16 protein-coding genes and 1 tRNA gene are annotated in these 25,755 nt (G+C 44.0%); 10 read left to right on the top strand and 7 right to left on the bottom strand.

The annotated features are described in order from the left end of the window. Positions 1-371 precede the first annotated feature (371 nt). Positions 372-2,033 carry a proton-conducting transporter transmembrane domain-containing protein gene (locus OO016_RS00655; protein WP_266010090.1) on the top strand — a complete coding sequence of 554 codons (1,662 nt, stop codon included), beginning with the start codon at positions 372-374 and terminating at the stop codon, positions 2,031-2,033. A gap of 11 nt (positions 2,034-2,044) precedes the next feature. Continuing rightward, on the top strand, positions 2,045-4,513 hold the full coding sequence (locus tag OO016_RS00650; protein ID WP_266010089.1) for a YbcC family protein: 2,469 nt from the start codon (positions 2,045-2,047) through the stop codon (positions 4,511-4,513). Between the two features lie 188 nt (positions 4,514-4,701). On the opposite strand, the gene OO016_RS00645 is transcribed toward OO016_RS00650, so the two are convergent. From OO016_RS00645 to OO016_RS00625, 5 genes are all read right to left on the bottom strand, one after another. Continuing rightward, entirely contained in the window at positions 4,702-5,241 is a 540-nt protein-coding gene (locus OO016_RS00645; RefSeq protein WP_266010088.1) for a lipocalin-like domain-containing protein, read from the bottom strand. Between the two features lie 373 nt (positions 5,242-5,614). Next, a complete protein-coding gene (locus OO016_RS00640; protein WP_266010087.1) occupies positions 5,615-8,647 on the bottom strand; it encodes a hypothetical protein in 3,033 nt (1,010 codons plus the stop codon). Positions 8,648-8,750: 103 nt separating this feature from the next. Beyond that, the gene (locus OO016_RS00635) at positions 8,751-11,705 is read right to left on the bottom strand and encodes a serine hydrolase domain-containing protein (protein ID WP_266010086.1); all 2,955 of its coding nucleotides are present in this window, start codon (positions 11,703-11,705) and stop codon (positions 8,751-8,753) included. 179 nt (positions 11,706-11,884) lie between these two features. After that, entirely contained in the window at positions 11,885-12,511 is a 627-nt protein-coding gene (locus OO016_RS00630) for a hypothetical protein (protein WP_266010085.1), read from the bottom strand. Between the two features lie 715 nt (positions 12,512-13,226). Then, positions 13,227-13,299, bottom strand: a tRNA-Phe gene (locus OO016_RS00625). A gap of 125 nt (positions 13,300-13,424) precedes the next feature. Between OO016_RS00625 and OO016_RS00620 the strand changes: the two genes are divergently transcribed. The 7 genes from OO016_RS00620 (at position 13,425) to OO016_RS00590 (ending at position 21,134) form a co-directional block, all read left to right on the top strand. After that, entirely contained in the window at positions 13,425-14,153 is a 729-nt protein-coding gene (locus tag OO016_RS00620; protein ID WP_266010084.1) for a type III pantothenate kinase, read from the top strand. Further along, positions 14,154-15,419, top strand: a complete 1,266-nt coding sequence (bamG, locus tag OO016_RS00615) for a BamG family beta-barrel-assembly machinery protein (protein ID WP_266010083.1) — start codon at positions 14,154-14,156, stop codon at positions 15,417-15,419. It begins immediately after the preceding gene. A 40-nt stretch (positions 15,420-15,459) separates the two neighbouring features. Further along, a complete protein-coding gene (locus OO016_RS00610) occupies positions 15,460-16,830 on the top strand; it encodes a tetratricopeptide repeat protein (protein ID WP_266010082.1) in 1,371 nt (456 codons plus the stop codon). Between the two features lie 3 nt (positions 16,831-16,833). Then, positions 16,834-17,436 carry an LPS export ABC transporter periplasmic protein LptC gene (gene lptC, locus OO016_RS00605; RefSeq protein WP_266010080.1) on the top strand — a complete coding sequence of 201 codons (603 nt, stop codon included), beginning with the start codon at positions 16,834-16,836 and terminating at the stop codon, positions 17,434-17,436. Continuing rightward, a complete protein-coding gene (locus tag OO016_RS00600) occupies positions 17,433-17,633 on the top strand; it encodes a hypothetical protein (RefSeq protein WP_266010079.1) in 201 nt (66 codons plus the stop codon). The genes lptC and OO016_RS00600 overlap by 4 nt, the downstream gene beginning before the upstream one ends. Positions 17,634-17,635: 2 nt before the next feature. Next, positions 17,636-18,925 carry a hemolysin family protein gene (locus OO016_RS00595; RefSeq protein ID WP_266010077.1) on the top strand — a complete coding sequence of 430 codons (1,290 nt, stop codon included), beginning with the start codon at positions 17,636-17,638 and terminating at the stop codon, positions 18,923-18,925. An 88-nt stretch (positions 18,926-19,013) separates the two neighbouring features. After that, the gene (locus OO016_RS00590; protein WP_266010075.1) at positions 19,014-21,134 is read left to right on the top strand and encodes a peptidylprolyl isomerase; all 2,121 of its coding nucleotides are present in this window, start codon (positions 19,014-19,016) and stop codon (positions 21,132-21,134) included. A 49-nt stretch (positions 21,135-21,183) separates the two neighbouring features. Here the strand turns inward: OO016_RS00590 and OO016_RS00585 are convergent, their stop codons facing one another. Beyond that, a complete protein-coding gene (locus tag OO016_RS00585) occupies positions 21,184-22,098 on the bottom strand; it encodes a GYDIA family GHMP kinase (RefSeq protein WP_266010073.1) in 915 nt (304 codons plus the stop codon). Between the two features lie 3 nt (positions 22,099-22,101). Continuing rightward, positions 22,102-23,421, bottom strand: a complete 1,320-nt coding sequence (locus OO016_RS00580) for a hydroxymethylglutaryl-CoA reductase, degradative (RefSeq protein WP_266010072.1) — start codon at positions 23,419-23,421, stop codon at positions 22,102-22,104. 163 nt (positions 23,422-23,584) lie between these two features. On the opposite strand from OO016_RS00580, the gene OO016_RS00575 reads away from it, so the two are divergent. Beyond that, positions 23,585-25,750 carry a S9 family peptidase gene (locus OO016_RS00575; RefSeq protein ID WP_266010071.1) on the top strand — a complete coding sequence of 722 codons (2,166 nt, stop codon included), beginning with the start codon at positions 23,585-23,587 and terminating at the stop codon, positions 25,748-25,750. Positions 25,751-25,755: the final 5 nt, after the last annotated feature.

Here is a 25,755-nt window from a genome sequence, read left to right as displayed (position 1 = left end):
CCCGGTCAAAGGTTACTTTTGAATTAAATCCGGACTCAAAAGCCAGGGACAGGAGGATCATTTTTTTCATTTTGGCCTGTACAAGCTGATAAATTCTTCTGATTTTTCAATAACTACCAACCTCGAAATTACCTCAGGTGTGCTTATTCAAAGGAATGAAAATCATCAAAGCCTTTTCTTGGGGATCTGATTTTACAACACTAAGTAATTAAAAAACAGATATTTATAGTTTTGTTATTGGTATGTGTAACATTGATCAAGGTCGTTAACCACCTTAAACACATAAATAAATATTTATATATTGTATAAAAAGAATTAATTTTCATTAATGAATTAGAACTGTTTTCTTTGCGGCAGAAAATAAAATTGTCATGAAGGACTCATTGCTTACCCTCTTACCTGTAGTTGCACCAGCAGTTTTGCTGGTTTTTTCTTTTTTGGCCATTAGGAAGAAAGTTAGTTCAAGGCTCTCCGCCTTATCCGAAACTGCAACATGGATAGGAGTATTAACGGCTATTTCAAGCGGATTTATCCTGTACATGAATGGCACACTGCAATCTGCTTTACTGGGCTGGCAGGGACTTGGCTTCGCCATCCGCATCGATTCACTGAGTATGATTATGTTTTCCATGATTGCAATTCTGGGCCTGGTGGTGATGAGATACAGCATTAACTACATGGACGGGGATCCCCGAAAGAATATTTTCATGGCCAGGATGGCTATAACTATTGCCGGAGTAGAGTTGCTGGTGTTATCTGGTAACCTGGGTCAGCTTTTTGTCTTCTGGGTCATTACCAGTATTTGCCTGCATTATTTACTGGTATTTTATCGCAGTCGCCCACAGGCTATAGCTGCTGCAAGGAAAAAGTTTATCATGGCCCGCATAGGAGATGTTACCCTGTTTGTGGCAACCATGATCCTTTATGCACAGTTTGGTACCGGTGATCTGGATGCTATTTTTATTGGCATTCAGCAAAAGGCAGGATTGAATGCCGCCCTGGTCGCAGCTGCCGTACTGCTGGTAATAACTGCGGTGCTCAAATCTGCGCAATTCCCTACCCATGGATGGTTGGTTAAGGTGGTTGAAACTCCAACACCAGTGTCTGCGATGCTGCATGCCGGTTTGCTCAATGCGGGACCATTTTTAATGGTGCGCATGAGCTTCCTGATGATAGCATCTGATGCCGCTTCATTGTTACTGATTGGGATTGCTGGTTTTACAGCCCTGTTCGCTTCCGTGGTGTACCTTACCCAGCCGTCCATAAAAGTAGCATTGGGTTATTCCAGTATTGCACACATGGGCTTTTCGCTTCTCATTTGCGGTTTTGGGGTATATAGTGCAGCTTTACTGCATGTGGTTGCACACTCTTTTTATAAAGCTCATGCTTTTCTCTCGTCCGGAAGCGTCATTGATTCGGTTCGCGCCCACAAGATAAAAGTCCCTAAACGCATGGGGAGTGCGGGTCACATAGGGCTGGGTATTTTGGCTTCCATAGGTATTTACGCTCTGTTTTGCTATATCTGGGGGGTTAATCCTGCAGAAGACTTCAGCCTGATGGCAACCGGTGCTATCATTGTTATGGGGTTGAGCCAGGTCATCTCCGGAACATTAGATTCAAGGGGCACCTTCAAGGCTGTGTTGCAGACGGCCGGATTGGCTTTTTTTGTAGCCCTTTCTTTCTTCTCATTTGAGCATAGTGCACGGGTTCTTTTAGGGACCCAAATCCCGGCTTTTACAAATCCCGGTTTTGCTATCAAATCAGCTGCAGCACTGGTTCTGGCCATATATTCAGTGGTTGTGGTTTTGCAGTTGTTCTCATCGAGGCTGAATAAAAATTGGGGCTATGCACTTGGGATTCATTTGCGCAATGGCCTGTATGCCAATGTTATCTTCGATCGTATGATCGGGTCATTGAAAAATGAGAAATTCAAATGGGCAAATCTTACTGTCCGCGAGGAAAACCAGGAAGAAACCAAAATACCTGTTGAGGTAATTGAAGATTTGAAATCTGAAGTAGTATCAAAAAGTTAATCTATTTAACCATGCAATTGGATCAAAAAATAACCCTGTCTGAAACAAGCACTTTTCTGAATAGAACAGCCAAGAAAATAGCCCCACTTTGGTCACTGGAAAATTTTGTGGCCGTTAATCCATATCTGGGTATGACCCATATGGAGTTCTCGGAGGCCATGGATTTTTTACATAAAAGCAGCCAGGTAAGGGCTACACTCCCTGTTTCGTTTTTTCTGAAAGCCCTGAAGGAGGGAGAGATGAGTCGTGTACATATCGCCGATGCCCTTGAACATAACAGCTATGGCCTGGATATAGATACTGATAGCTTCATTGCCCGACTTATTGAAAACGAGGAACCCAATGATGCTGTTTTTATCAGGACCATGAGTGATCTGGCCAGTGAGATCAACGGCAAAAAATGGGAGCGCTTCCTAATTGACCGGATTTCGTTCTGGGCCTCAGCTTATTTTGACAATAGCCAGGCAATTTGGGATACTTCGGATAAAAATACCTCACTTTTTGCGGCATGGAAGAAAGAAGCTGAAGTGGATCTCACTCCTGAAGCTATGGGGCTGAAAGGCTTCCGTAATTTTATCAAGACGCTTCCCGACGACTACAGGGAGGCTGCATCCATAGCCCTTGCATTACTCGGCCTTTCCGAGGAAAGCATAGATTACTACCTCATTGCCCTTACCATGAAAATGAATGGATGGGCTGGTTTTGCTGCCAGGATTGATTGGGATGAGGGACTGGCGGAAAGGTCAAGTCATGCCGTTGAAGAATTCATAGCAATCCTTCTTGTCTGGGAGCTTGCTTTAAAGGAATTATTGCCATATGAAAACCTGGAAGCACAGTGGAAGAAAACTAGGAAAAGAAACCAGGAGCTTCTTGCGGACGAAACCATGAGCAAAAGGCTGGCACAACAACTTGTTTTGCAGGATGCTTTTGACAGGGCAAATCAGCGTTCGATCATTGAAAAAATTAATGGGCAGGAGCATAATGTACAGGATGAGGTAAAGCCAAAAGCCCAGGCTATCTTTTGTATTGATGTGCGTTCCGAATTATTCAGAAGGAACCTGGAGGCTGCAGATGCAGAAATTGAAACCATGGGATTTGCCGGATTCTTTGCCTTTCCCATTAAATATGTACCCATCGGCCACAATGAGGGTGCTAACCAATGTCCGGTGTTGCTCAATACCTCGCATACTATTAAAGAAAGCTTGGGTAATGAGGAGGATGATCAGCGCATGATAGGCAAAAGGTCCCTGAAAGAACACGTATTTAAGGCCTGGAAATCTTTCAAGTCCGGAGCCATAAGCTGTTTCGGTTTTGTAAGTCCACTGGGACTGTATTTCCTTCCAAAACTCCTTTCTGATGCCTTTGGAATCACAAGGCCACTTCCCCGCCCGGAAGAGAATGGTTTATCCGGTAGGCAGTTAGCACAAAAAGGCATTCAGCTTGATGGGGATGCATCGATGAAAGAAATGAGCGGAATACCTCTGGAAGAACGTATTCAGATGGCTGCATCTGCGTTGAAAGCCATGTCGCTGACAGAAAATTTTGCAAATACCGTTCTCATTGTGGGGCACGGGGCTTCTACGGTAAACAACCCGCATGCTACCGGATTGGATTGCGGCGCCTGTGGCGGTCATTCCGGTGAGGCAAATGCCAAAGTGGCGGCGGCTGTTTTAAATGAAACTGAAGTGAGAAGAGGCCTGAAGGATGCAGGTATACATATACCTGAAACAACGTATTTTATTGCGGCCCTTCACGATACTACTACGGATGAGGTAAATCTTTTTAATTCGGGTAAGGCCTGGCCTGCAACCCATGAAAAAGAAATAGATGAAATAAAATATGCCCTTAAGCTGGCCGGGGAAAATGCCCGCAAGGAACGGGGCGCACGAATGAAAATTGAGAAGGGTGATGTAGGCAGGCAGGTACTGCAGCGAAGCAAAGACTGGTCCCAGGTACGCCCCGAGTGGGGACTTGCCGGATGTTCATCATTTATTGTGGCCCCCCGTAAACGAACAGCCCAGCTCAATTTCGGAGGAAAGGCATTTATGCACAGTTACGACTGGAAAAAGGATGAAGGGTTTGGTGTGCTAGAATTGATCATGACGGCCCCCATGGTGGTTACCAGCTGGATTAATCTGCAATATTATGCTTCTGCAGTGGACAATAAGAAGTTCGGATCCGGAAATAAAACACTGCATAATGTAGTGGGAGGAGCCGGTGTACTGGAAGGATTTGGTGGAGATCTGAGGGTAGGACTTCCCTGGCAGTCTGTACATGACGGGGAGCAGTTTCAGCACCAGCCTCAGCGTTTGAATGTTATTATTGAGGCACCTGTTGATGAGATGAGCAAAATATTAGAGAAGCATGAATCTATTCGCCATCTCTGCGATAATCAGTGGATCTATCTCTTTGGGATGAACGAGCAGGGGAAGGTGGCCTACAAATATATAGGGGACCTGCAATGGGAAGTGGTACATTAGTCCCTCAGCATTTTTTGATAATACCCCGGTTCTTTTTTATTAAGTCACTGTACCAGACATATGGCCCGTCCGAAAGACGGGCTTTTTTATTCATGTTTACCTTCCATTACAGATTACTTCAATTATCCTGAAGTCAGTACAGGAAACTTTTTGGTTCTTTATTGTTAAATAAAAACCTCAACAAAGGGTTATTTGGTAAGGGTCAGCATAATATCTATCGTAATGATAACATCCGGTGTTTGAGGGTCTTCATCAATGTCTTCCGGGCTGCTCTCAGAAATAGTTGCTTTCAAGGTATTTGATGATACCGAATCGATCGTAATGATAATAGTCTCACCTTCTTCAACGAGAGTTAATGTCTTTTCATCCGCACTAAGGCTCCAGGTGCCGCTTGTGGACTCTTCACCAAAATTTGACACATAGGTTTTATCAGAGTTTATGGTAAGTGTCCCGGTTAATTCCGATCCCAAAAAAGCTTCAAAGAGAGCATTCAGGTCAGCTGCCTCGGAAGGAGTAAGACCTTCTTCTTCGATCAGATAATCAATAAAGGATTGATTTCCTACCGTGATCGACAGGTCAAAATCTGATACGGTCCAGGTGCCGATCAGCAATTCGCTTGTACTTAAATTATTACTGCTATCAACGTCATCATCTTTGTCGCATCCGGTAAAGCCAACCAGCAATGCGATGATAAGAAGCCGGAAAAATAGGGTACTTAAAGTTTTCATGATAAAGGAATTTTTCTATTAATGGGTTCTTTATAAAATTGTCTGTTAACAATAGTAAAGGTAAAACGGAGGCAGGGGACCAATCAATGATTTACGTCAGTTAGTGGTTAGAATGAGACTCTGCTTGAAGTGCCTTCTGATCCTGGAGAAGTATTAGCTATTTCATTCCTTTTTATGGAATTTTTTCAGCTTTAGACTGTCTGATTTAAGCAAAAATAAAATCTGATAACAGCAGGGTAAAATGTTGTTTTGGTAGCTTAAATGCCTTAAGTGGTTTAGGAATAGACCAATCAGAAGCCTGCCCGTTTTGACGGGCTTTTTTTGTTTTATACAATGAAGTTTTTGGACAATCCGTATGGAGTGGTCTAGTGTCTTAATTTGGACAATCAATAAAGGAATAATTGCCTCCTAGTGCGGTAATTAGGTTTTCAATACCACCCATTGCTTCGCCTACAGGTCCAAAAGAAACGTATAGTATGTCTTTATAGACATTACATGCAAACTGAGCAATGGCCTCCTGAACGTCTTTGTCTATTCCCGAGGCATCCATTATGATAATGGCTTCGGTAGCAAAGGAATATAATTTCACAAGGGTGACACTATAGTTTGCAACTACTCCAATTGGAAAATTGCCTGTACCAGTTGCTCCCATTCCCAAATTCATCAAGGCCACGATCTTCTCGTATTCTTTCACAACGTTTTTTAATTCTTGGAGCTGCGCCATAACTGAATTGCCTCCACCTCCTGATCCATCGGGCAAAATTCCATAAAGCTCACCACTATATTCGTCAATTTGCCAGAATGCTTTTTGCTTTGCCTCCTTGTCAAATAAGGCCAATGCCCCCCTAAAAATCTTCTCTTGGAAATAATGATAATTCGATTCAAGGTGTTCAGCAGAATACGTTTCTTCATTTATGGTAATTTTATTCAATGCCAACTCTGCGTTCTTTAACTTGGAGAGCGTAGAATGGGTGAATGTTGCATTTTCCAGCAGGGCTAATTGAGCGGTTTTTTTGAGTGTTTCTTCAAAACTCTTTTCCTTATCCACTGCAAACGTCACATACTTTGAAGTAGGTAAATAGTCGAAGTTCAATTCGGTATTTTCACTAAATAGACCAGGTTTAAACTTTAGTACTCCAATTCGATAGCCCAGGGGTATAGTAAGCGCTTTCTTGGTTCGTGCTTCACGAATGGGTTGCATCATGCTCAAAAACTGTTGGGGATACGAATAACCGCCCTTATCGATGGCGGCTATTGCCTGGTCAACTTTACCCTGTTGATAGGATTGAAACCAATCTTTATGGGTTAGTAAGTATTTCAAATACTCTGTCAGGCGAATACTCTCGGAAGCACCCTCTCTTTCAAAAGCCAATGTTACACCTCCCATGAGCATTTCATGAACAGCATTGGCCATATGAATATTTGGCTCCATGTTGGGTTCCGTTAAAGGATTCCACCCCGCCAGTACTCTCCTTACTATAGGATTATCGCCAATTTTCACATCGAGAATTAAACTAATGAGACGATCTCCAATCAGATTTTCCTTTTGTGCAGGAAATGTGTATTGAGTTTCAGCTTTCAAGTCGGTTCCTTTTAAACTTACATGCACTTCATGAGGAATACTTGAGTTATTCGAATTATACATAAAGATGTATGGCGGGAAATCCGTTTCTTCTATGATTTTCGTAATTCGTTCAATCGTTTTAGTTTGGTCTTCTGCCTGAATGAATTCTGAAAAGGTGTTTTCGGTTATTTCCGATAGTAAGGCCGTGGAAGATTCCCGAACATTCAGGTATATCGTAGGTGGCCCCGATTTATAAATACTGGCATCCTCGGGATTGAACTGGTCGTCATTATCCCCGTCTGTTGCATAAAGTATCAAGTCGTTATCAGATAATGCAGCCTTTAAATGCGCAGAATAGATGCCTGAATCCGTTTCCTGTCGTTGTATAATTGCTTTGGGGTAAACGTTATGGATAACCCTCTCCAGGTTTTCCAGAAATACCTGAATGCCTTCCCCATAATAAGCCTCTGGCATACTGAAAGAGGTATCATGCAGCAGCATTATTTTCGGTGCTTTGTGGTTTGATTGCATCCAACCACAAACTGTTTTTCCATTATCGACAATGTTAAAATCGGAAGGATTCATTCCTTCAATTATTTTTCCACTGGAATCCCTTGGATATATCTCCAGGGCAACGGTTGGATAGGCTTTTGTGCGTGCTCTGCATTCAAGGGAAGTAACATTCGCTTGCAGACGACTGCTTTCCCCTTCATTTGAAAATTGTATTCTGTAATCATTCATTATGGGTTCACCTCCTAAACCGATTGGTTTTCCCAAGACAGATGCCTTTTCCATATATGCCGCATCCTCATATAAATTTTGGACAGCCATACAGGGGGTGAAAGTTGAAATGTCTGATATGGTATTCGCCAACTGCTGTGGAAAGGTCATGTTATTCAAGAAAAACAACTTCAATTGTTGGCCCACCAATTCGGATGCATTCCATTTTCCTTCAAGCAAATTTATTTCCTCTGAAGGATTGAGGGCATTAATTCCTTTCAATGAAAGTTGAATCTCTTCTCTTGTTGCGATGGCAGGATCTGCCTCGCGATAGGAATATTGGGTATTTGATGGATGATATGATCCAGACGAAACACTGGGGTCAAAAAGATGAACAAAAATTTCATCCGTGCCGTTGGAGTAGATAACACCAGGCACATCCATGGCTGAAAACCTAAAGCCTCTTTCGGCCGTAAGTCTAAAGTTTTCGGGAATTTTGTCAAGTAATACCTTCCCTAACCCTTCCGATTGGTCTACAATAGAATTGAGCCATTCTACCTGACCTTTAGGTTCCGATACTCCCAGTCTGGTATGCCATTCTTTTACCTTTGAGTCATCCAAAGGGGGATCGAAGGAACTTTGGCCATCACTAAACAATATTTTTTTGACCTCAGATTCACTTAGATCAACGGTTTCGTAGACCACCCTGGCCTCAAATCCTGCTTTTTCCAGCATGTTTTTAAGCAACTCGGCCTTTCCCCTTGGAGTGGCCAGACCACAACGTAATGTCCCCGATGGCCCATAAATAATTTGATTTCCTATGTTTCTAAAATACTCTTCGTCACTGGGAATCATTCCGATATCCTCCCTGACAAAATCAATCATGGCCTCCGGATTCTTAGATATAATCAGGTTGTTAAAACGGGATATCCAATGGTCCGGACTTTGTTCCAAAACAGAAATCATTTCTTCCCAAACACTAAACGGAGGGGGTCCTGTAACTTCTACAAGTTGTGATGTTTCTTTGTTTTTACAGGCTTGTAAATTTGGAAACAGGTATAAACCGGCGCTCCCTGTAATTAATTGCTTAAAAAAAAGCCGTCGTGATGATTCTTCGCTCATAGGGTTTGAATTTATGACAATGGACAGGGTACTCTTAAAGCCTACTTTTTTTAACAACTATTCCTTTAGCATCATTTATAGTGCCGCATCCTTTTGATTAGCACTATTTTTCCTCAACATTAAATGAAATACGATCCATGTCCAGAAGGAGATATCCCCTGGCACTTTCCGTTTCATGACTATCCATAAAGTCACAGTACTTGGTTTTATATTCAAATATTTCATCTTTTACCGATTCTTCCCAGATGCCATAGAAAATAAAGTCCACAGAATGGCCACCAGGATTATTTTCTATGACTTCTTGGTCCATGAGCTTTAATCCTTTGGATTGTTGTTCTCTAATGAGGGTCTCAAAATCATCGAGTGTGTTAGCAAACCCTAGCCAAGTCTTTCTTCTTTTTTTAAAGATGCCGCTATATCTTTTTTTATCGCCCTTAAAATGAGCTTCAATATCTATTAAATACAGTCCTTTTTGGCCCAGTTCTTCAATCCTATTTTGAAGGGTAGAGTAGTCCTGATCGATAAGATAAGCATACTCTTCGCTGGTTTCTCTAAAGAGTCCGGCCCAGCGTCTTTTCCCATCGGGGTTTCTATAAGTTTCCAAGTCGACTAAAGCATATCCCTCTTTTAGTTTATCTCCTATTTCATTAATAAATCCTTCCTTAGTATGATCTCTGCGTATTTTAACTTTTACGTTTCCCTTTTTAAACACGCCGTCCCAGTATAGCTTATTGTTATGGATAAAGGGTTTGATATCGGTACAGTAATACCCCGCTGCCTGCAGATAAAGTAGTTGATCAAAGAATTCCTCATGAGGTCTCCCAGTTCGAATCAATTGATCACTATCGGTCTTGGAGGAATCTTTATCGGTTTTTCGCCAGATGCCAACAAAAAGGTCATTGCCATTCTTCTTTTTATTAGGGCCATTACAATTGTCTACCGGTGTGTTTCGTATGGGTGTGTTTTTAAAGACCGAGGGGTGTTCTCCAAAGGCATACATGATTCTGTTGGCCATTCGAGATCGGTCCATATAATCCGAAGTACCCAAAAAAACTACCCCTGTAGTATCGGAAGGAAAGAAGTACATCATGGTGCGGCTGTTTTTTCCATCTCCGGTATGCCAAACGCTTGTATTGCCGGGACCTGGATTGAAACTCCGCCGTATTCCATGACGGTATTCGCCATTGCCAATAGCTCCTTCCCAAATTCTTCCTACCGGATGTGTATTTACATTGTAGAAAGCATCACCGGATAGGTTAATGGCAAACTTGGCCAAATCACATATATTCGATTCCCAGCCCCCGCCAGGTAATACTCTTTCTTCCGAACCGGCAATGGTCGTGGCAAATAAGCCATCTTCTCGCATTTCATGACCGTAATGATCCCTTTTATTACCCGCTCGAAAACTATCCATATTTGCGGGTTTTGCAATATTTTCCAGGACCCAGTCCACATAGCCATTAGGGCTTGCTGCTTCAATGGTAGCTGCTGCAAGACTAAATCCGTATGTTGAATAGTTGTAACTTGCTCCAGGAGTAAAGGCAAGAATTGAATTTTTGAAAATATCCACCGCAGACTTGGCGTTGAAGCCGTCAGCATCGGATTTATATAAACTTTTATCGTGTCTAAAGGGCAAAGTAAGGCTGTCAAAAACGGCAGTAGTGCTGTCCCGTAAACCCTTGCCATAATGCTGTAAGCCACCCCTGTTTTGCAAAAGCTGGGCAATAGTAATATCTCCGAATCTAGTGTCAACTTTTCTCTCATTAGTCTGGCAAGAATCTTTGTAGGCTTCAAGTGAACAATAGTCTACCGATTTTGGCCAATAATTGAAATGTTCGGTTATAGTGTCGGAAATACTATATCCTATTCCTGAGTTATTTTTGGTGCTAAAATCCTCCAGTTGAAAGGCCGCTACGGCCGTTACCGTTTTGGAAATGGAAGCCCACCTAATTACGGTATTTAAAGTAACTTCCTTCTTTTTGATAATATCGGTATACCCATAGGCTTTAAGGTGAACTAATTTCCCTTTTTTAAAGACTCCCACTGCAATACCGGGCAGATCCTGCATAATCATCTCTTCCTTGATAGCAGCATCTATGGCAGGATGTACAATTTCTTGACAACTTATGGTATTGTCCTCCTGATTTTCGGTATCGGCACTCGATTCTGAATTATCGTCCGAGGTTCCAATTGCTCCGCCATCTGTTAATATTCCCCCGTTTTCACCCCAGGACTCATCGCCATGGGGAACATCGGTTTGCAGAATACGTTGCGCACTGCCATCCGAAGGCATCGCCACAGCATTTCGAGGCATGAAATAAACGCCCCCCTGCCCAGGGTTAGATTCAGGAGGGGAGGGTCCATGATCGGTAATAGGAGAAAAGTTATTTATGTTTTGCTCGGGGACATAAACCTGGGTTATGGTATACGGAAAATCTTGCACCTTATATCGTATAAAAAACCCATCGGGATGCCTGGTCCAGCGATCGGCTGTGTATTTTTCAGATAATGGCTCCATTCCTTCACGTATGGCAATAGCTTCATAATCCTGGTAGGATTCAACGCCCTGGTGATAGAGATTTCTTAAATCATTCTCCGCTTGAGCAATGTAACGCAGAGATTCGTTTTTAAATGCCACTTTTCTTAATTCATCGGTGGCATATCTTTCCAGGGTTCCCTTGCTTAGGCGAAGAATTTGTTTTGAATCCAACAATTTCAGGGCCGTAGCCTTGATATCCCCCTTCATTTCCTGAAAATCGGTTTTCGCAATAATGGCCCAAAGCAGAAGCTGCACTTCCTGCTGTGTGATGGCAGGATTATCCTGATAGCCTTTAACAATGGCCTCCACAATATCTGCTTTAGGTCCTTTTAAGGGCGCATAATACCGGCCGTTGCCTTTGCGTGGAGCATAGGTGCCTGCCCGAATACAAAACGAATTAAAGTGGCCTTCATAAAATCCGGGCGTTAAGTAGAACCCTCTTTCCTTATCGTAGGTTTGTTGGTGAAGATTACGGTAAGTTACCTCCTTTCCAAAATCATCCGGAAGATACCTTGTCAAGTCGACATCCTTAAACGAGGTTGTCACTGGATCTTGAATTAATTTATCGACTGAAATGGAAGAAGTTAATTCATTGGCAGCCTTCTTTAGCTTCTTAAGAATTTGGGCTTCACCGGGGTAGGGAAAGGTAAAAAAAAGCAGTATAAAGATTGAAATCTTGTTCTTCAATGAATTCAGAATTAATTGGTCAGTTTATCTAACTTCAATTCATCAACTAATTTCCATGCTTCCTCAGGGCTGTAGCCCTCCGCTTCTATTTGGACCATAAACCGTCCTTGCTCCAGAAATTTTAAGGTGGTTCGATTCTCTCGCTTAAAATAAGTTTGAAGGGCATTAACACCCTCTTTATTTAAAAACTGCAATTGTTGATATTCATCGTCGCGCTCTTCTTCCAGGCGCATAGTATTGGCACTCATTAAAACCAATCCGGCCATACTTCCCGCGCCATCTGCCAAGTCTAAAAAAACTTTCTTGTTTTCGTTCGCAAAGGTTGCCTTCAGTCGGGCTTCACCGTCACTCTCGGGATCGGTTACTTTAAGGTCGGATCTGGTCATGCCATTAAGTTCATTTGGCACCCAAGATTCCAATTGCTGTTTCGAAAGAGGCGTTTTTTGAGAGAGGGCCATTGCCCGATCTTGAATGGACCCATTATTATCGATATTGGATTTAATTTCTTTTACTTCTTCAATAGTCTCTTGTGCCTTTTTGGTTGTTTCAGATTTACAAGAAATCATAAAAGACAAAATAGTTAATGGGATAATCATTAGAGCGGCTCGTTGCGCTAATTTTGTAAAGTTTGTTTTCATGCGTGTTGTCTGGTTTTTAGGAAGTTGTATGATTAATAACTCAAGTAATTTACATTTTTTTAACAGAATCAAAAAATGCAGTTGAATTAAATGTAATGCCGGAACAATTCTCTTTCATTAAAAGGTAATGGCTGCGATATAAATATTGAGTTAGCGTCTTGTCCAGACACCAAAGCAAAATGTTGTTTTGGTAGCTTAAATGCCTTAAGGGGTTTAGGAATAGACCAATCAGAAGCCTGCCCATTCTTTCAAATGAGCTTCTTGTGCTTGATGTGGTACCTCCAGGAGATACTTCCTTTCAGTCAGTCTTCCTTTGGTGCCACTCCTGCAAATACGGCAAAGCCCATTGCTTATCAGCAATGTCTTTCTGTTCCTCGCACCTTAAGCAAGCAAGCTTGCTGCGGTGCTTAAAACAAAAAAGCCCATTCTTTCGAATGAGCTTCTTGTGCTTGATGTAGTACCTCCAGGAATTACCGCTGCGGCCTTTGGCCTTCACGGCATAGACTTCGATTCATTTGGCTGGCACCAAAAAAAAGCACGCTTTTTCTGCGTGCTTTTTACTGTAGCTTCCACTCGCTACTCTCGTGGTACCTCCAGGAATTACCGCTGCGGCCTTTGGCCTTCACGGCATAGACTTCGATTCATTTGGCTGGCACCAAAAAAAAGCACGCTTTTTCTGCGTGCTTTTTACTGTAGCTTCCACTCGCTACTCTCGTGGTACCTCCAGGAATCGAACCAGGGACACACGGATTTTCAGTCCGTTGCTCTACCAACTGAGCTAAGGTACCTCTTGCGGGTCTGCACCCGCCGAAGCCTCGCGCGGAGGCGGGGGCAAATATACCTGCAAATTTAGGAACTACAAACTAAAAAGTAAAAAAAGCGGGGTCTTTTTTAATTTTTCCATCTTTGCAATATGAACCTTGTAATCGATGCTGGAAACACGGCAGTAAAACTCGCCGTTTTTGACCGGGATAAGTTGGTCAGACTGGTAATAATACCCTATGAGGAGACCATTTCTGGACTTGAAAAGCTGTTCAGTTCCTATCCTGAGATTTCCCATGCGATGCTGTCTGCAGTAGGTCCTTGGGAATTCACTTCAGATCAGTGGCTTCCTGCATCCTGCACCCTTGTTGTCTTGGATGCACAGACCAGATTACCTTTCCGGTTGCTTTACGATACTCCTGAAACCCTGGGTAAAGACCGTATCGCTCTGGCGGCTGCCGCCCTTTCTGCCTATCCCGGTAAAAATGCGCTGGTAATTGATGCCGGTACCTGCATAACATATGATTTAATCACCGATCAGAAAGAGTACAGGGGGGGCGCTATTTCGCCCGGACTTCAGATGCGATACCGGGCACTGCATGATGGTACCGCCGGCTTGCCTCTTCTGGAACCTGAAGTTCCGGAACAACTCACAGGAACCTCTACTTCAGGGAGCATCCACAGTGGGGTGGTCCTTGGGATCTGCTACGAAATCCAGGGGGTAATTGAGGAATACCGGGCCCTCTTCCCAGATTTAACAGTTATTTTAACAGGCGGGGATGCTCAATTTTTGTCTAAGCAATTAAAAAATACCATATTTGCGCATTCTAATTTCCTCCTACAGGGCTTGAATTTATTGCTGGAACACAACAAAAGCTAGATGTTTAGATATTTATTGGTGGCCATGGTTTGCCTTTCGGCAACAGGAATTTATGCCCAGAACGGGACTGTCTCCCCTTATTCGTTTTTTGGTATAGGCGACCTTCGTTCTATAGGCACAGTGGAAAACCAGATGATGGGCGGCCTGAGTATGTATGCAGACAGTATTCACGTGAACCTCAGGAATCCGGCGGCATATGGCCGACTGCGATTAACGACCTACTCTGCAGCGCTTTCCCATAAGGAACTTAGCTTAACAACCTCGGCAGATAAGGCAAATTCCAGTGTAACGAACCTCGAATACCTTGCGCTGGGATTCCCGGTAGGTCGACATCTGGGTTTTGGTTTCGGGATAATGCCATTTTCATCCGTGGGGTACAACCTGGTTCAGCGGTCTGTTAACAGTAACGGAGCCGATGTGCTTAATGAGTTTTCCGGCAATGGCGGCTTGGATCAACTTTATATTTCCGCAGGTCTCCAACTGGCCGAAAACCTGCATATTGGGGCTACTGTAAATTTTAACTTCGGAACGCTGAATAACAATCGGGTTCAAAGTGTTCAGGACGTACAGTTAGGCACCCTGGACCGCAGGGAATCCAGGGTTAATGGTTTTGATTTTAACTATGGAGCCACCTATTATCCGAAGATCACGGACAAACTTACTTTGTTTACCTCTGTAACGGTCAATACCCAGGCCAACCTGGTTTCTCAAAACACCCAGACCATCGGATCCTTTTCAAGGACTACAGGCCTTGATATTGAGGTTGTTGAAGTAGACCTTGTGGCCCAGGGCAGGAAGAATACGGAAATCAAGATTCCCACTACCGCCACTGTGGGGCTTGGAATTGGAGAGGACAAGAAATGGTTTGTTGGTGCAGAATACAGCATGCAGGAACTCAGCACATTCGAAAATGAGTTCATCACTTATGAGAACCTGGCCTATCAGGATGCCAGTACCCTGGCAGTTGGAGGTTATTTTGTGCCTAACTACAGCTCTTTTAGCTCTTATCTGAAGCGAATAACCTATCGTGCCGGGCTGCGTTACAATCAGTCCGGAATTATAGTAAACGATGAGGAGATCAATAACTTTGGCATAACTTTTGGACTTGGTCTGCCACTGGGACGAGATTTTTCCAACCTGAACCTCGGTTTTGAAATTGGAAAGAGAGGGACAGCGGTGAATGATCTTGTTGAGGAAAGTTATGTAAAAGTCAATCTGGGCCTGTCTTTTAACAGCTTATGGTTCCAGAAAAGGAAAATAAATTGATAAAATTTTAGTACATTACCGCTCTAAATCAAGAATCAAAATGAAAAAGAAACTGATCTTAATGACGATTGCTGTTTTGGGTACCTATGGGGTAAGTTTTGGTCAGGGTCAAAACCCTGAATGTATGACTAACCTGTCCATATATTCAGAGCATGTAAAAGTGAAAAATTACGATGCAGCATATTCGCCCTGGAAAATGGTTTATGAAACCTGTCCGGACCTTAACCGGGCTAATTTTACCTATGGGGAAAGGATACTGAAGGATAAGATCAGCAAATCTTCCGGCGCTGAAAAAGACGGATTTATTCAGGATTTGCTTGCTCTTTATGATGCAAGTCGCCAGTATTATCCTGCCAAGTTTACTGTAGCTGGAGTTGCTGAGGACAAGTCAATCCTTTTGTACGACAATAAAATGGCCTCTGATGAGGAATTGTTCAAAATGCTGGATGATGCCTTCAAAAATGATCGCAAGAACTTCAAAAACCCAAAAGCACTTTACCTGTACTTCTCCAGTTTGGTAGACCTGCACAATGAAGGTAAAAAAGACCTTCAGTCCGTTTTTGATACCTACGATGACGTTACGGAGAAAATAGAAGAGGAAAACAATAAGCTTACCAATCGTATTACGCAGCTATTGCCAAAAGAAGATGCGGGCACGCTAACTTCAAAGGAAAAAAGGCAGCTTAAGGTAGCAAGTACCAATTCAGAATCTTATGGTAAGATTGCTTCCAGTATTGATTCAAAACTGGGTGCCCTTGCGGATTGTGCCAACCTTATACCGCTTTATGAGAAGACCTTTGACGAAAAGAAGGGCGATATTACCTGGGTTAAGCGTGCTGTGGGAAGGATGTTTAACAAAGAATGTACAGACGACCCTCTTTTCCGCAAGCTTTTTGAAGCTCAGCTGGCATTAGAGCCTTCTGCCAGTGCGTACCTTTACGGTGGAACCCTGAAAGCCAAAGATGGCGATACCAGGGGAGCTCTTGCAGACTTTGACAAGGCTGCGGAATTGGAAACAGACGCAGTTAAAAGATCGGATATATTGTATAAAGCTGCTACCATTGCACGTAAATTTAGTAAGTCACAAGCCCGTTCCTATTGCAATAAGGCAATTAGTGCCAATTCATCTAATGGAAAAGCATATTTGCTGATCGCTAATTTATACGCAACCAGCGCCAACGAATGTGGAGAAACGCCATTTGAAAAACGAGCTATCTACTGGAAAGCTGCTGAAATGGCGAGGAAAGCTGGCAGGGTAGATCCTTCCCTGAGTGGCCGGGCCAACCAGTCCGCTGCCAGTTACAGTGCCAAAGCTCCTTCCAAAACCGATATATTTAATTCGGGAATGGCCGGAAAGACAATGACTTTCAAATGTTGGGTAGGAGGTAGCGTAAAGGTACCTAACCTATAGTGGATGAAACGCTTTCGTGGAAATAAATTTATTTGCATTGCCATAGTTTTTACTGTGGCAATGTTTTTTTTGGGTTGCCAGGACCAATACAGGCGTATTGGTGAAGAAGCTGCTGAGAACATCTTTCCCCAGGGTGTAGCCCGTGATTTTACCCTTACCTATTCGGAAACCCCGCCCCTGGGCAGCCAGGACTCAGCATCTTCCCGGGTAATTGCTATTCTTAAAAGCCCGTTAAGCGAAGATTTTGACAACCTCAGGTTCAAATACCGCACCTTTCCTGAAGGACTCCAGGTGGAGTATTTCGATGAAGACAGCAATAAAAGTACCATTACCGCCGATTACGGTATAATTTACTCCACCACAAACCTGATAGACCTCAGGGGTAATGTGGTTATCACCACCCATGACGGGAAAAAACTGGAAGCACCCCAGTTGTACTGGGACAGAACCCTGGAGTGGATCTTTACCCAGGAAAAATTCCGGTATACCAATCCCGAAGACGGAACCGTTATGGACGGGGAAGGCATGGATTTTAACCGGGATTTTAGTTTTTTCAATGCACACAGGACATACGGATTAATGACCATCAAAGAAGACGAATCATGATAAAAATTCTCAAATACACCGAATACCTCTATCTGGCAGTAGCTATCATTTCCATTTACAAGATCGCCACGCTTTGGGAGGTAGACCAGCAGGGCACCTATATTTTTATATTTTTTGCCATAGTATCCATCGCCATGTTTGTATTCAGGCGAAACTACCGCAGGCGATTTGAAAAACGCAAACGAGATCAGCAATAAAATTGGAGACCTCCTGGATCATTATCATTGCATCCCTGGTGCTTTCGGCATTCTTTTCCGGAATGGAGATTGCCTTTGTTTCGGCCAATAAGATCCATATTGAGATCGAAAAGAAGCAGGAGGGCTTCCTGGCGGGTATTCTTTCCAGGATAACCAAAAAGCCATCCAAGTTTATTGCAACCATGCTCATTGGCAACAATGCAGCCCTGGTTATTTATGGATTTTATATGGGCGATTTGCTCATGAACTGGTTTCAGGGCTTGTTGCCTGCAGAGAACCAGTTCCTGCATGTTCTGCTTACAGATTTCAGCCTTTTAAGCCAGACAGTGATATCCACCCTGGTTATCCTGATAACCGCCGAATTCCTGCCCAAGGTGCTTTTTCAGATCTATGCCAATAACTTGCTGAAACTCCTTGCCTTTCCGGCCTATTTGTTCTACCTCTTGTTTTCCGTAGTATCAGATTTCGTAATTCGCGTTTCCGATGTAATCCTTAAGACGTTCTTCCGCACAGATGGGGATGAAGTGCAACTGGCGTTCAGCAAAAATGAACTGGGCGACTACATCACAGAACAAATGGAAACCGTAGAAGAAGAAGATGAGGTAGACTCGGAGATACAGATTTTCCAGAATGCCCTGGAGTTTTCAGCGGTTAAGGCGCGGGAGGTCATGGTACCCAGGACCGAAATTATGGCTGTGGAACTGCATGAGACGCCAAAGAGCCTGGCCAAGCTCTTCACAGAGACGGGTTATTCCAAGATCCTGGTATTTAAGGATACTATAGATAATATCATCGGCTATGTCCATTCCTTTGAGTTGTTCAAGCGGCCTAAAACATTAAAGAGTATATTACTTCCTGTGGAATTTGTCCCGGAAACCATGCTCATACAGGATATACTGAACGTACTTACCAAAAAGCGCAAAAGTATTGCAGTGGTACTGGATGAGTACGGCGGCACTTCTGGGATATTGACCGTGGAAGACATTGTGGAAGAACTATTCGGGGAGATAGAGGACGAACACGATTCCACAGACCTTTTGGAAGAACAGCTTACGGCCACCACCTTCAAGTTTTCCGCCAGGCATGAAGTGGATTACCTGAATGAGCAATACAAACTGGAACTCCCGGAGAGTGAAGAATATGAGACCCTGGGCGGGTTAATCGTCAATATAACGGGCGAAATACCTGAAAAAGATTCCGAAATAAAGATGGATGGTTTCGTTTTCACCATCCTGGAAGTCTCCAATACAAAAATTGATCTGGTAGCCCTTGAAGTGATAGACAATGATTAAGGCCCAGACGGCTGATAGATTGGGGGCTCTTTCCTTTCATAATTTACTGGAAAATACTATTTTCGCGCACTGATTCAAACGTTAGCAAATGGCAATTTTAGAGAATATACGGAAGCGGACCACTGTGCTTATTTTGATCATCGGGATGGCATTGTTTGCCTTTGTAATCTCCGGGATCTTTACGAGTAACGACTTAGGAGGAGGCAAGGTAGGCACATCAGTGGGCGAGATTAATGGAGAGGCTATATCAATTGATGACTTTCGCCAGCGTGTGGAGCGGATCTCACGACGCAGTGGCCCTACCACAACTTCTACCCAACTGGTGAACAGTGTATGGAACCAATTGGAGAGAAATACCATCCTGGACCAGCAAATGTCCGAGCTGGGACTGTCCATTGAGCAGGACCAGATCATTGAGGTGATCAAGTCCAGCCCCGGGATCAGCCAGAATCCACAATTCCTTGATGAAAACGGATTATTTGACGAAGGCCTCTTCCGGGATTTTATTGCCGAATTGAGGTTAAGTGCCCCGGCACAATACGAAGACTGGCTTCAGGATGAGCAGGCCATTATTGAAAGTGCTAAGCAACAATCCTATTTTAATCTCATCAGGGCCGGAGTGGGAGCAACCCTGAAGGAAGGGGAACTGCAGTACAGGCTTGCTAATGACAAGGTAGACATCCGCTATGTAAGGGTGCCTTATACCAGCATTCCAGATAGTGCTGTTGTGGTTACCAAGGATGAAATTGCCGCCTATATCCGTCAACACGAAAACGACTATAAGCAGGAAAGAGCCCGCGATATCCGCTTTGTATACTTTGAGGAAAAACCTTCCCAGGCAGATGAGGATGCCATCAAACTGGCTCTGAACAATCTGCTTACAGATACTGCTGAATACAACGAGGAAAGAGATACCACCGAAATCATACCAGGATTCCGATCTACCCAGGACCTGGAAGCCTTTCTGGACAGGAATTCAGACACCAAGTTCGATACCATATACAAAGCTAAGAAAGACCTGCCTGCCCTTTTTGCCGATTCATTGATGGCCCTTCAGGTTGGAGAGGTCTTTGGGCCTTACAAGGATGGAAATACTTATAAAATATCCCGGATGGTTGACAGGAAAGCCAATGGTTCTGTTAAGGCCAGCCATATACTGATTACCTATGAAGGAGCCCTCAGGGCAAATCCTGAAATTACCAGGACCAAGGAAGAAGCTGAGAAAAAAGCTCAGGAGATGCTGGCCGAGGCGAAAAAGCCAGGTGCGGTGTTTTCACAACTGGCCAGGGATAATTCAGACGGTCCTTCTGCGCCACGAGGTGGAGACCTGGGATATTTCCAGGAAGGAGTTATGACCCCCAAATTCAATGACTTTGCTTTTGGAAATGCGGTGGGTTATATAGGATTGGTGGAAACAGAATTTGGATACCACATAGTTCGTGTAGACGATAAGCAGGATATTGTACAACTTGCAGACCTCACCCGTAGCCTGGAACCTTCCGAGGAAACTATCAATACCCTCTTTACCGAAGCTACAAAATTCGAAATGGCAGTAACTTCCGATGAAAAGCCATTTGAAGATGCCGCACGCGAAAGCGAGTACGTGATCCGCCCGGTTAACAAGATAAAAGCCATGGATGAGAACCTACCAGGCTTGTCTTCTCAGAGAAGCATTGTTCAGTGGGCTTTCAACGAGGAAACAGAAGTAGGGGATATCCGTCGGTTTAACATAAACAGCGGATATGCTGTTGTCCAACTTACAGCCAAATACAACGAAGGCCCCATGGCTGTTGAAGATGCTTCGGCTACAGCACTTCCAAAAATCAGGAAAGAGAGGAAAGCGGCTATGATCATAGGAGAGAACAAGGGTAAATCCCTGGAGGAATTGGCTACAGCCAATAACACCATCATTTCAAATGCCACTGCCCTTACCGCCAGTTCGCCAACTATTCCTGGTGCAGGAAGGGAACCCATGGTAGTAGGTACGGCCTTCGCCATGGAAGAAGGACAGGTATCAGAACTTATTAAGGGTGAAAGCGGTGTATACCTTGTTGAAGTGAGCAAAAAAGAGGCTGCTCCCGACCTTGATAATTATTCTACCTATGCAGGTAACGTGCAGAATGCTAATGCTGCAAGAGTGAACAATGCAGTTTTTGCGGCTCTTAAGAACAAAGCGGATATAGAAGACAACCGTTCTGTATTTTACTAGTATACTAAGCACATAAATTTGAACCCCGGATTTATGGTTCGGGGTTTTTTTATGCGATCATATCGGTGTAGGATATAATGGTCCTGTACCCTTTTTTAATGAAGTAATCCTGATCTGATTCCTTACCCACCGCGAGTACAAAATCACCTCCCCAGGCCCCCAGGCTTTTTATGGAACGAGGGTAATCAGCAAACAATCTACCCTTGATTGTAGGTGTTTTTAAAGCTTCGGAAATCAGGGATTCGTGTTGAGTCAGCAGGGATTCGAACTCTTCCAACCGGGAGCATTCAACAATTGCCCTGCTAAGGGAACTGATCTGCTCAACGAGCTGCCCGTATCCCCTGCTTTGATTTCTGTAGTTTTTAATGGCTTCCCGGCTGTCCTGTTTCCGGTTGAGGTAAACGAAAAACAGGGAGGAAAAGAATGGAGGCCTGAAATTCACCCTTTCTACCCTGGGAGTTTGATTATGTCGCTGATACAGCAATGGGCTGTTGCTTTGCGCACAGGCAATATCGTATCCGCTCCCGCCAAATGTTTTGTCCGATAGTACATAGGGATCAACCCCAGCCCATTGTGCAATGTTGTTTATTAGGGTAGAAGAAGTACCCAGTCCCCATTCCCTCGGAAATTCCAGTCGCGTTTCTACCCTGTGCCCGTTGGGGTCAGAAAGGAAATCCGGATTTAACTTTCGGGCAATACCCAGGACCTGTATCAGGATTTCTTTGGCAGCCATTCCGCTAACGGTCTTTTTTGTAACGTCTGCTAAATGGTTCAAAGGTATTTTCTCTTTCAGCCAAACCGTATTGTCATGGTCCTTGCTGGTCCACTCAATGAGGGGATCTTCTATAGCAGTAACCTGGAGGTGCTGTCCGTATTTGGTAGGCAGGGCCAGGCATAGTGCCCCATCAAGAACGGCATATTCCCCGCTTAGTAATAGTTTTCCACTGCTGTAGTACGTCTTCAAGTCCTAGTTTGCTCTTAGTTTCCGGAAAGCTTCCACCACCGCATTGTGGGTAGCGGTATGCGTTTTAAAATAGTCTACCATTTTAACCTTTTCTTCCTCTGTAGCCCCAAGCTGGTTCAGGATATTCAGGAGGTGCATCTTCATATGGCCTTGCTGAATACCTGTGGTAACCAGTGATCGCAGGGCAGCAAAGTTCTGGGCCAGTCCGGCCACAGCTACAATTTGCATAAGGTCTTCTGCTTTGGGCTGGTGCAATATTTCCAGTGCCAGTTTAACAAGGGGATGCAGGCTTGTTAGTCCGCCAACAGTTCCCAGGGCAAGAGGCACATCGATCCAGAAATGGAACATTCCGTTTTCCACCCTGGCATGGGTCAGGCTACGATACTGCCCATCTTTAGCTGCATAGGCGTGTATACCGGCTTCGATAGCACGGAAATCGTTGCCGGTTGCCAGTACCACAGAGTCTATGCCATTCATAATTCCTTTATTATGGGTAACGGCCCTGAATGGTTCAATTTCTGCGATCTTTACTGCCTGTATTATTTTTTCCGCAAAAGTTTCCGGTGCTACCCCGTCATCCTCGTTCAGATCGGAAACCGGGCAGGAGACCTCGGCCCTTACCACACAATTGGGTACGTAATTGGAAAGGATGCTCATTACTACCTCAATGTTCTTTTCCTCAGGACTGAAACTCTCGTATTCCTGTGCGGCTTCCCTGAGGGTTTTAGAGAATTGCTCCAGACAGGAATTTATAAAATTGGCTCCCATAGCATCCAGGGTCTCAAAGGTGCAGTGCAACTGATAATAATCCTGAAGCTCCTGACTCTTATTCCGTAGTTCTATATCTGTAATCCCGCCCCCGCGCTTTTCCATATTCTTTGTGATAGGAGATACCTCACTGATCAGCCTGGATTTGATTGATTTAAAAAAAGCGGCAAGTTTATGGTGATCACCCCGGAACAGAAAATGTACCTGACCAACCTTTTCTGTACCCAATACACGGGTCCTGAATCCACCGCGGTTTAACCAGAATTTGGCCGACTTGCTAGCAGCTGCCACCACAGAGCTTTCCTCAATGGCCATGGGGAGGGTATAAAGCTTGTCGTTAATCAGGAAATTTGGTGCAACCCCAAGTGGCAGATAGAAATTGGTGATGGTATTTTCTATAAACTCATCATGAAGTTTTTGTAACTGGGCGTCTTCATTCCAGTATTTTTTAAGCAGTGCTGTAGTCTGCTCAGGGTCATAGGTGTAGTGTTTGGCCACCCATTGTATTTTTTCTTCTTTGGATAGTTTTGAGAATCCTTGTACCGGGCCACTCATACTGAATCAATTAGCGCTGGCAAAGATAGTGATTCGATACTGATTCATGCCCAATCCAAGCTAGATAAACAGCCTGTTCCAGGCCCAAGTTTTAACGGAGAAACGGTCGATTTTCGCAAAATTATTAGTAAACTTGGGAGTTATAATCAATTTATCATTCTGAATGAATAAATTATGCTGGTCCCTTCTATTTTTCATCGGGACCTTACCTTTCGCAACTGCTCAACAGAAGCAAGTATCCCTAGAAGAAATTTGGAACGGAACCTTTAGGACTCAAGGGTTGAGCGCTCTCCATTCCATGCAGGATGGAAAGCACTACACTGTACTTGGTAATAATCCCGGTAACCGAACTGTATCCGTGGATCAATACAACTACCTGACACAGGAGAAGACTGCAACACTGGTCTCCACGAGTATGCTTCCACAGGTAAACGAGTTCAGCCGGTATACCTTCAGCAAGGATGAGCAAAAGCTTCTGCTGGCCACGGATATTGAACGCATTTACCGGCGTTCGCGACGGGGGATCTATTACAGCTTCGACCGGAATACCGGGAATGTGGTGAAAATATCAGAAAGGAAGATTCAGGAACCTGCCTATTCCCCGGACGGGAGTAAAGTAGCCTATGTCTACGAAAACAATTTATACGTTTTTGATCTGGAAGATAAGAGTACCAGACAACTTACGGACGATGGAAAAACTAATGCTATTATCAATGGGGTTACCGACTGGGTGTATGAGGAAGAATTTTCTTTTGTAAAAGCCTATGCCTGGAATTCCGACGGCAGTAAGATCGCATTTCTGCGCTTTGATGAGACTGAGGTGCCCGAGTTTTCCATGGATGTGTACGGAACCTCCCTCTACCCTCAACAACACCGTTTCAAATATCCCAAGGCTGGTGAGAATAACGCCATCGTGACTTTGCATATGTATGATGTGGATTCCGGTAAAACATCTCAGGTTTCCCTGGGAGATGCCTACTATATTCCCAGGATGAAATGGATGAATAATCCCAGGCACCTGAGCGTGCAGACCCTTAACAGACAACAGAACAACCTGAAACTGCACAGGGTGGATGTGGAAACAAATGAAGTCACTGTTATCCTGGAGGAAAAAGACGCTGCATACGTGGACGTTACGGATGACCTCACCTTTCTTTCGGACGACAGTTTTATCTGGTCCAGCGAAAAGGATGGTTATAATCATTTGTACCTTCATGCCAGTAATGGGGATCAGCTACAGCAGTTAACCAAAGGTCCGTGGGAGGTAACCCGCTATTACGGATACGACAGGAAAAGTAAACGTATTTTCTACCAGTCCACAGAAAATGGATCCATAAACCGCGGGGTGTACAGTGTGAAAAAGAATGGAAAGGGCAAACAATCGCTTGCGGCTGACCCCGGCACCAATGCTGCGGATTTCAGTGCAGACTTCAGTTACTTTATCCATAGCTATTCAAGTGCTACTACACCACCCCGGTACACACTGAATCTTGGATCCAGTGGGAAAGTAGTCAAGGAAATAAAGGATAACGAGAGTTTGCTTTCCAAGCTTAAAGGATACCAGATTTCACCCAAGGAATTCAGTACCCTAAAAATCAATGGCAACGATCTCAATATGTACATGATCCGGCCCCTTGATTTTGACCCTGGTAAAAAATACCCCATGCTGATGTTCCAGTACAGTGGACCAGGATCTCAGCAGGTGGCCAATCGTTGGATGGGGAGCAGGGATTACTGGCACCAGATGCTGGCACAGGATGGTTATATAATTGCCTGCGTAGATGGTCGTGGTACCGGCTTTAAAGGGCGTGATTTTAAAAAGGTGACCTATCTCAACCTGGTAAAACTGGAAACCGAAGATCAGATCGCGGCGGCTAAAAAACTGAGTGAACTGCCCTTTATAGACCCTGACCGGACCGGCATTTGGGGCTGGAGCTTTGGCGGTCATATGTCCACAAACTGCCTGCTAAAAGGCAATGACACTTTTGAAATGGCTATTGCCGTGGCTCCGGTAACCAGCTGGCGTTTTTATGATACCATCTATACAGAGCGCTTCCTTCGCACTCCCCAGGAAAACCCTTCAGGTTATGACGATAATTCGCCATTTAACTACCCGGAATTGCTGAAGGGAAAGTACCTGCTCATACATGGCTCTGGGGACGACAATGTGCATGTGCAGAACACGATGCGGATGGTAGAAGCATTGATCCAGGCAAACAAACCATTTGACTGGGCCATTTATCCAGATAAAAATCACGGAATATACGGAGGCAATACCAGTTTGCACCTCTTCACCAAAATGACAAAATTCATCAAAGAAAACTTATAGAAAAA

This window comes from Lentiprolixibacter aurantiacus (assembly GCF_026241225.1).
GTDB classification, from domain to species: Bacteria; Bacteroidota; Bacteroidia; order Flavobacteriales; family Flavobacteriaceae; genus Lentiprolixibacter; species Lentiprolixibacter aurantiacus.
This window is presented reverse-complemented; position numbering and strand designations above follow the sequence as displayed.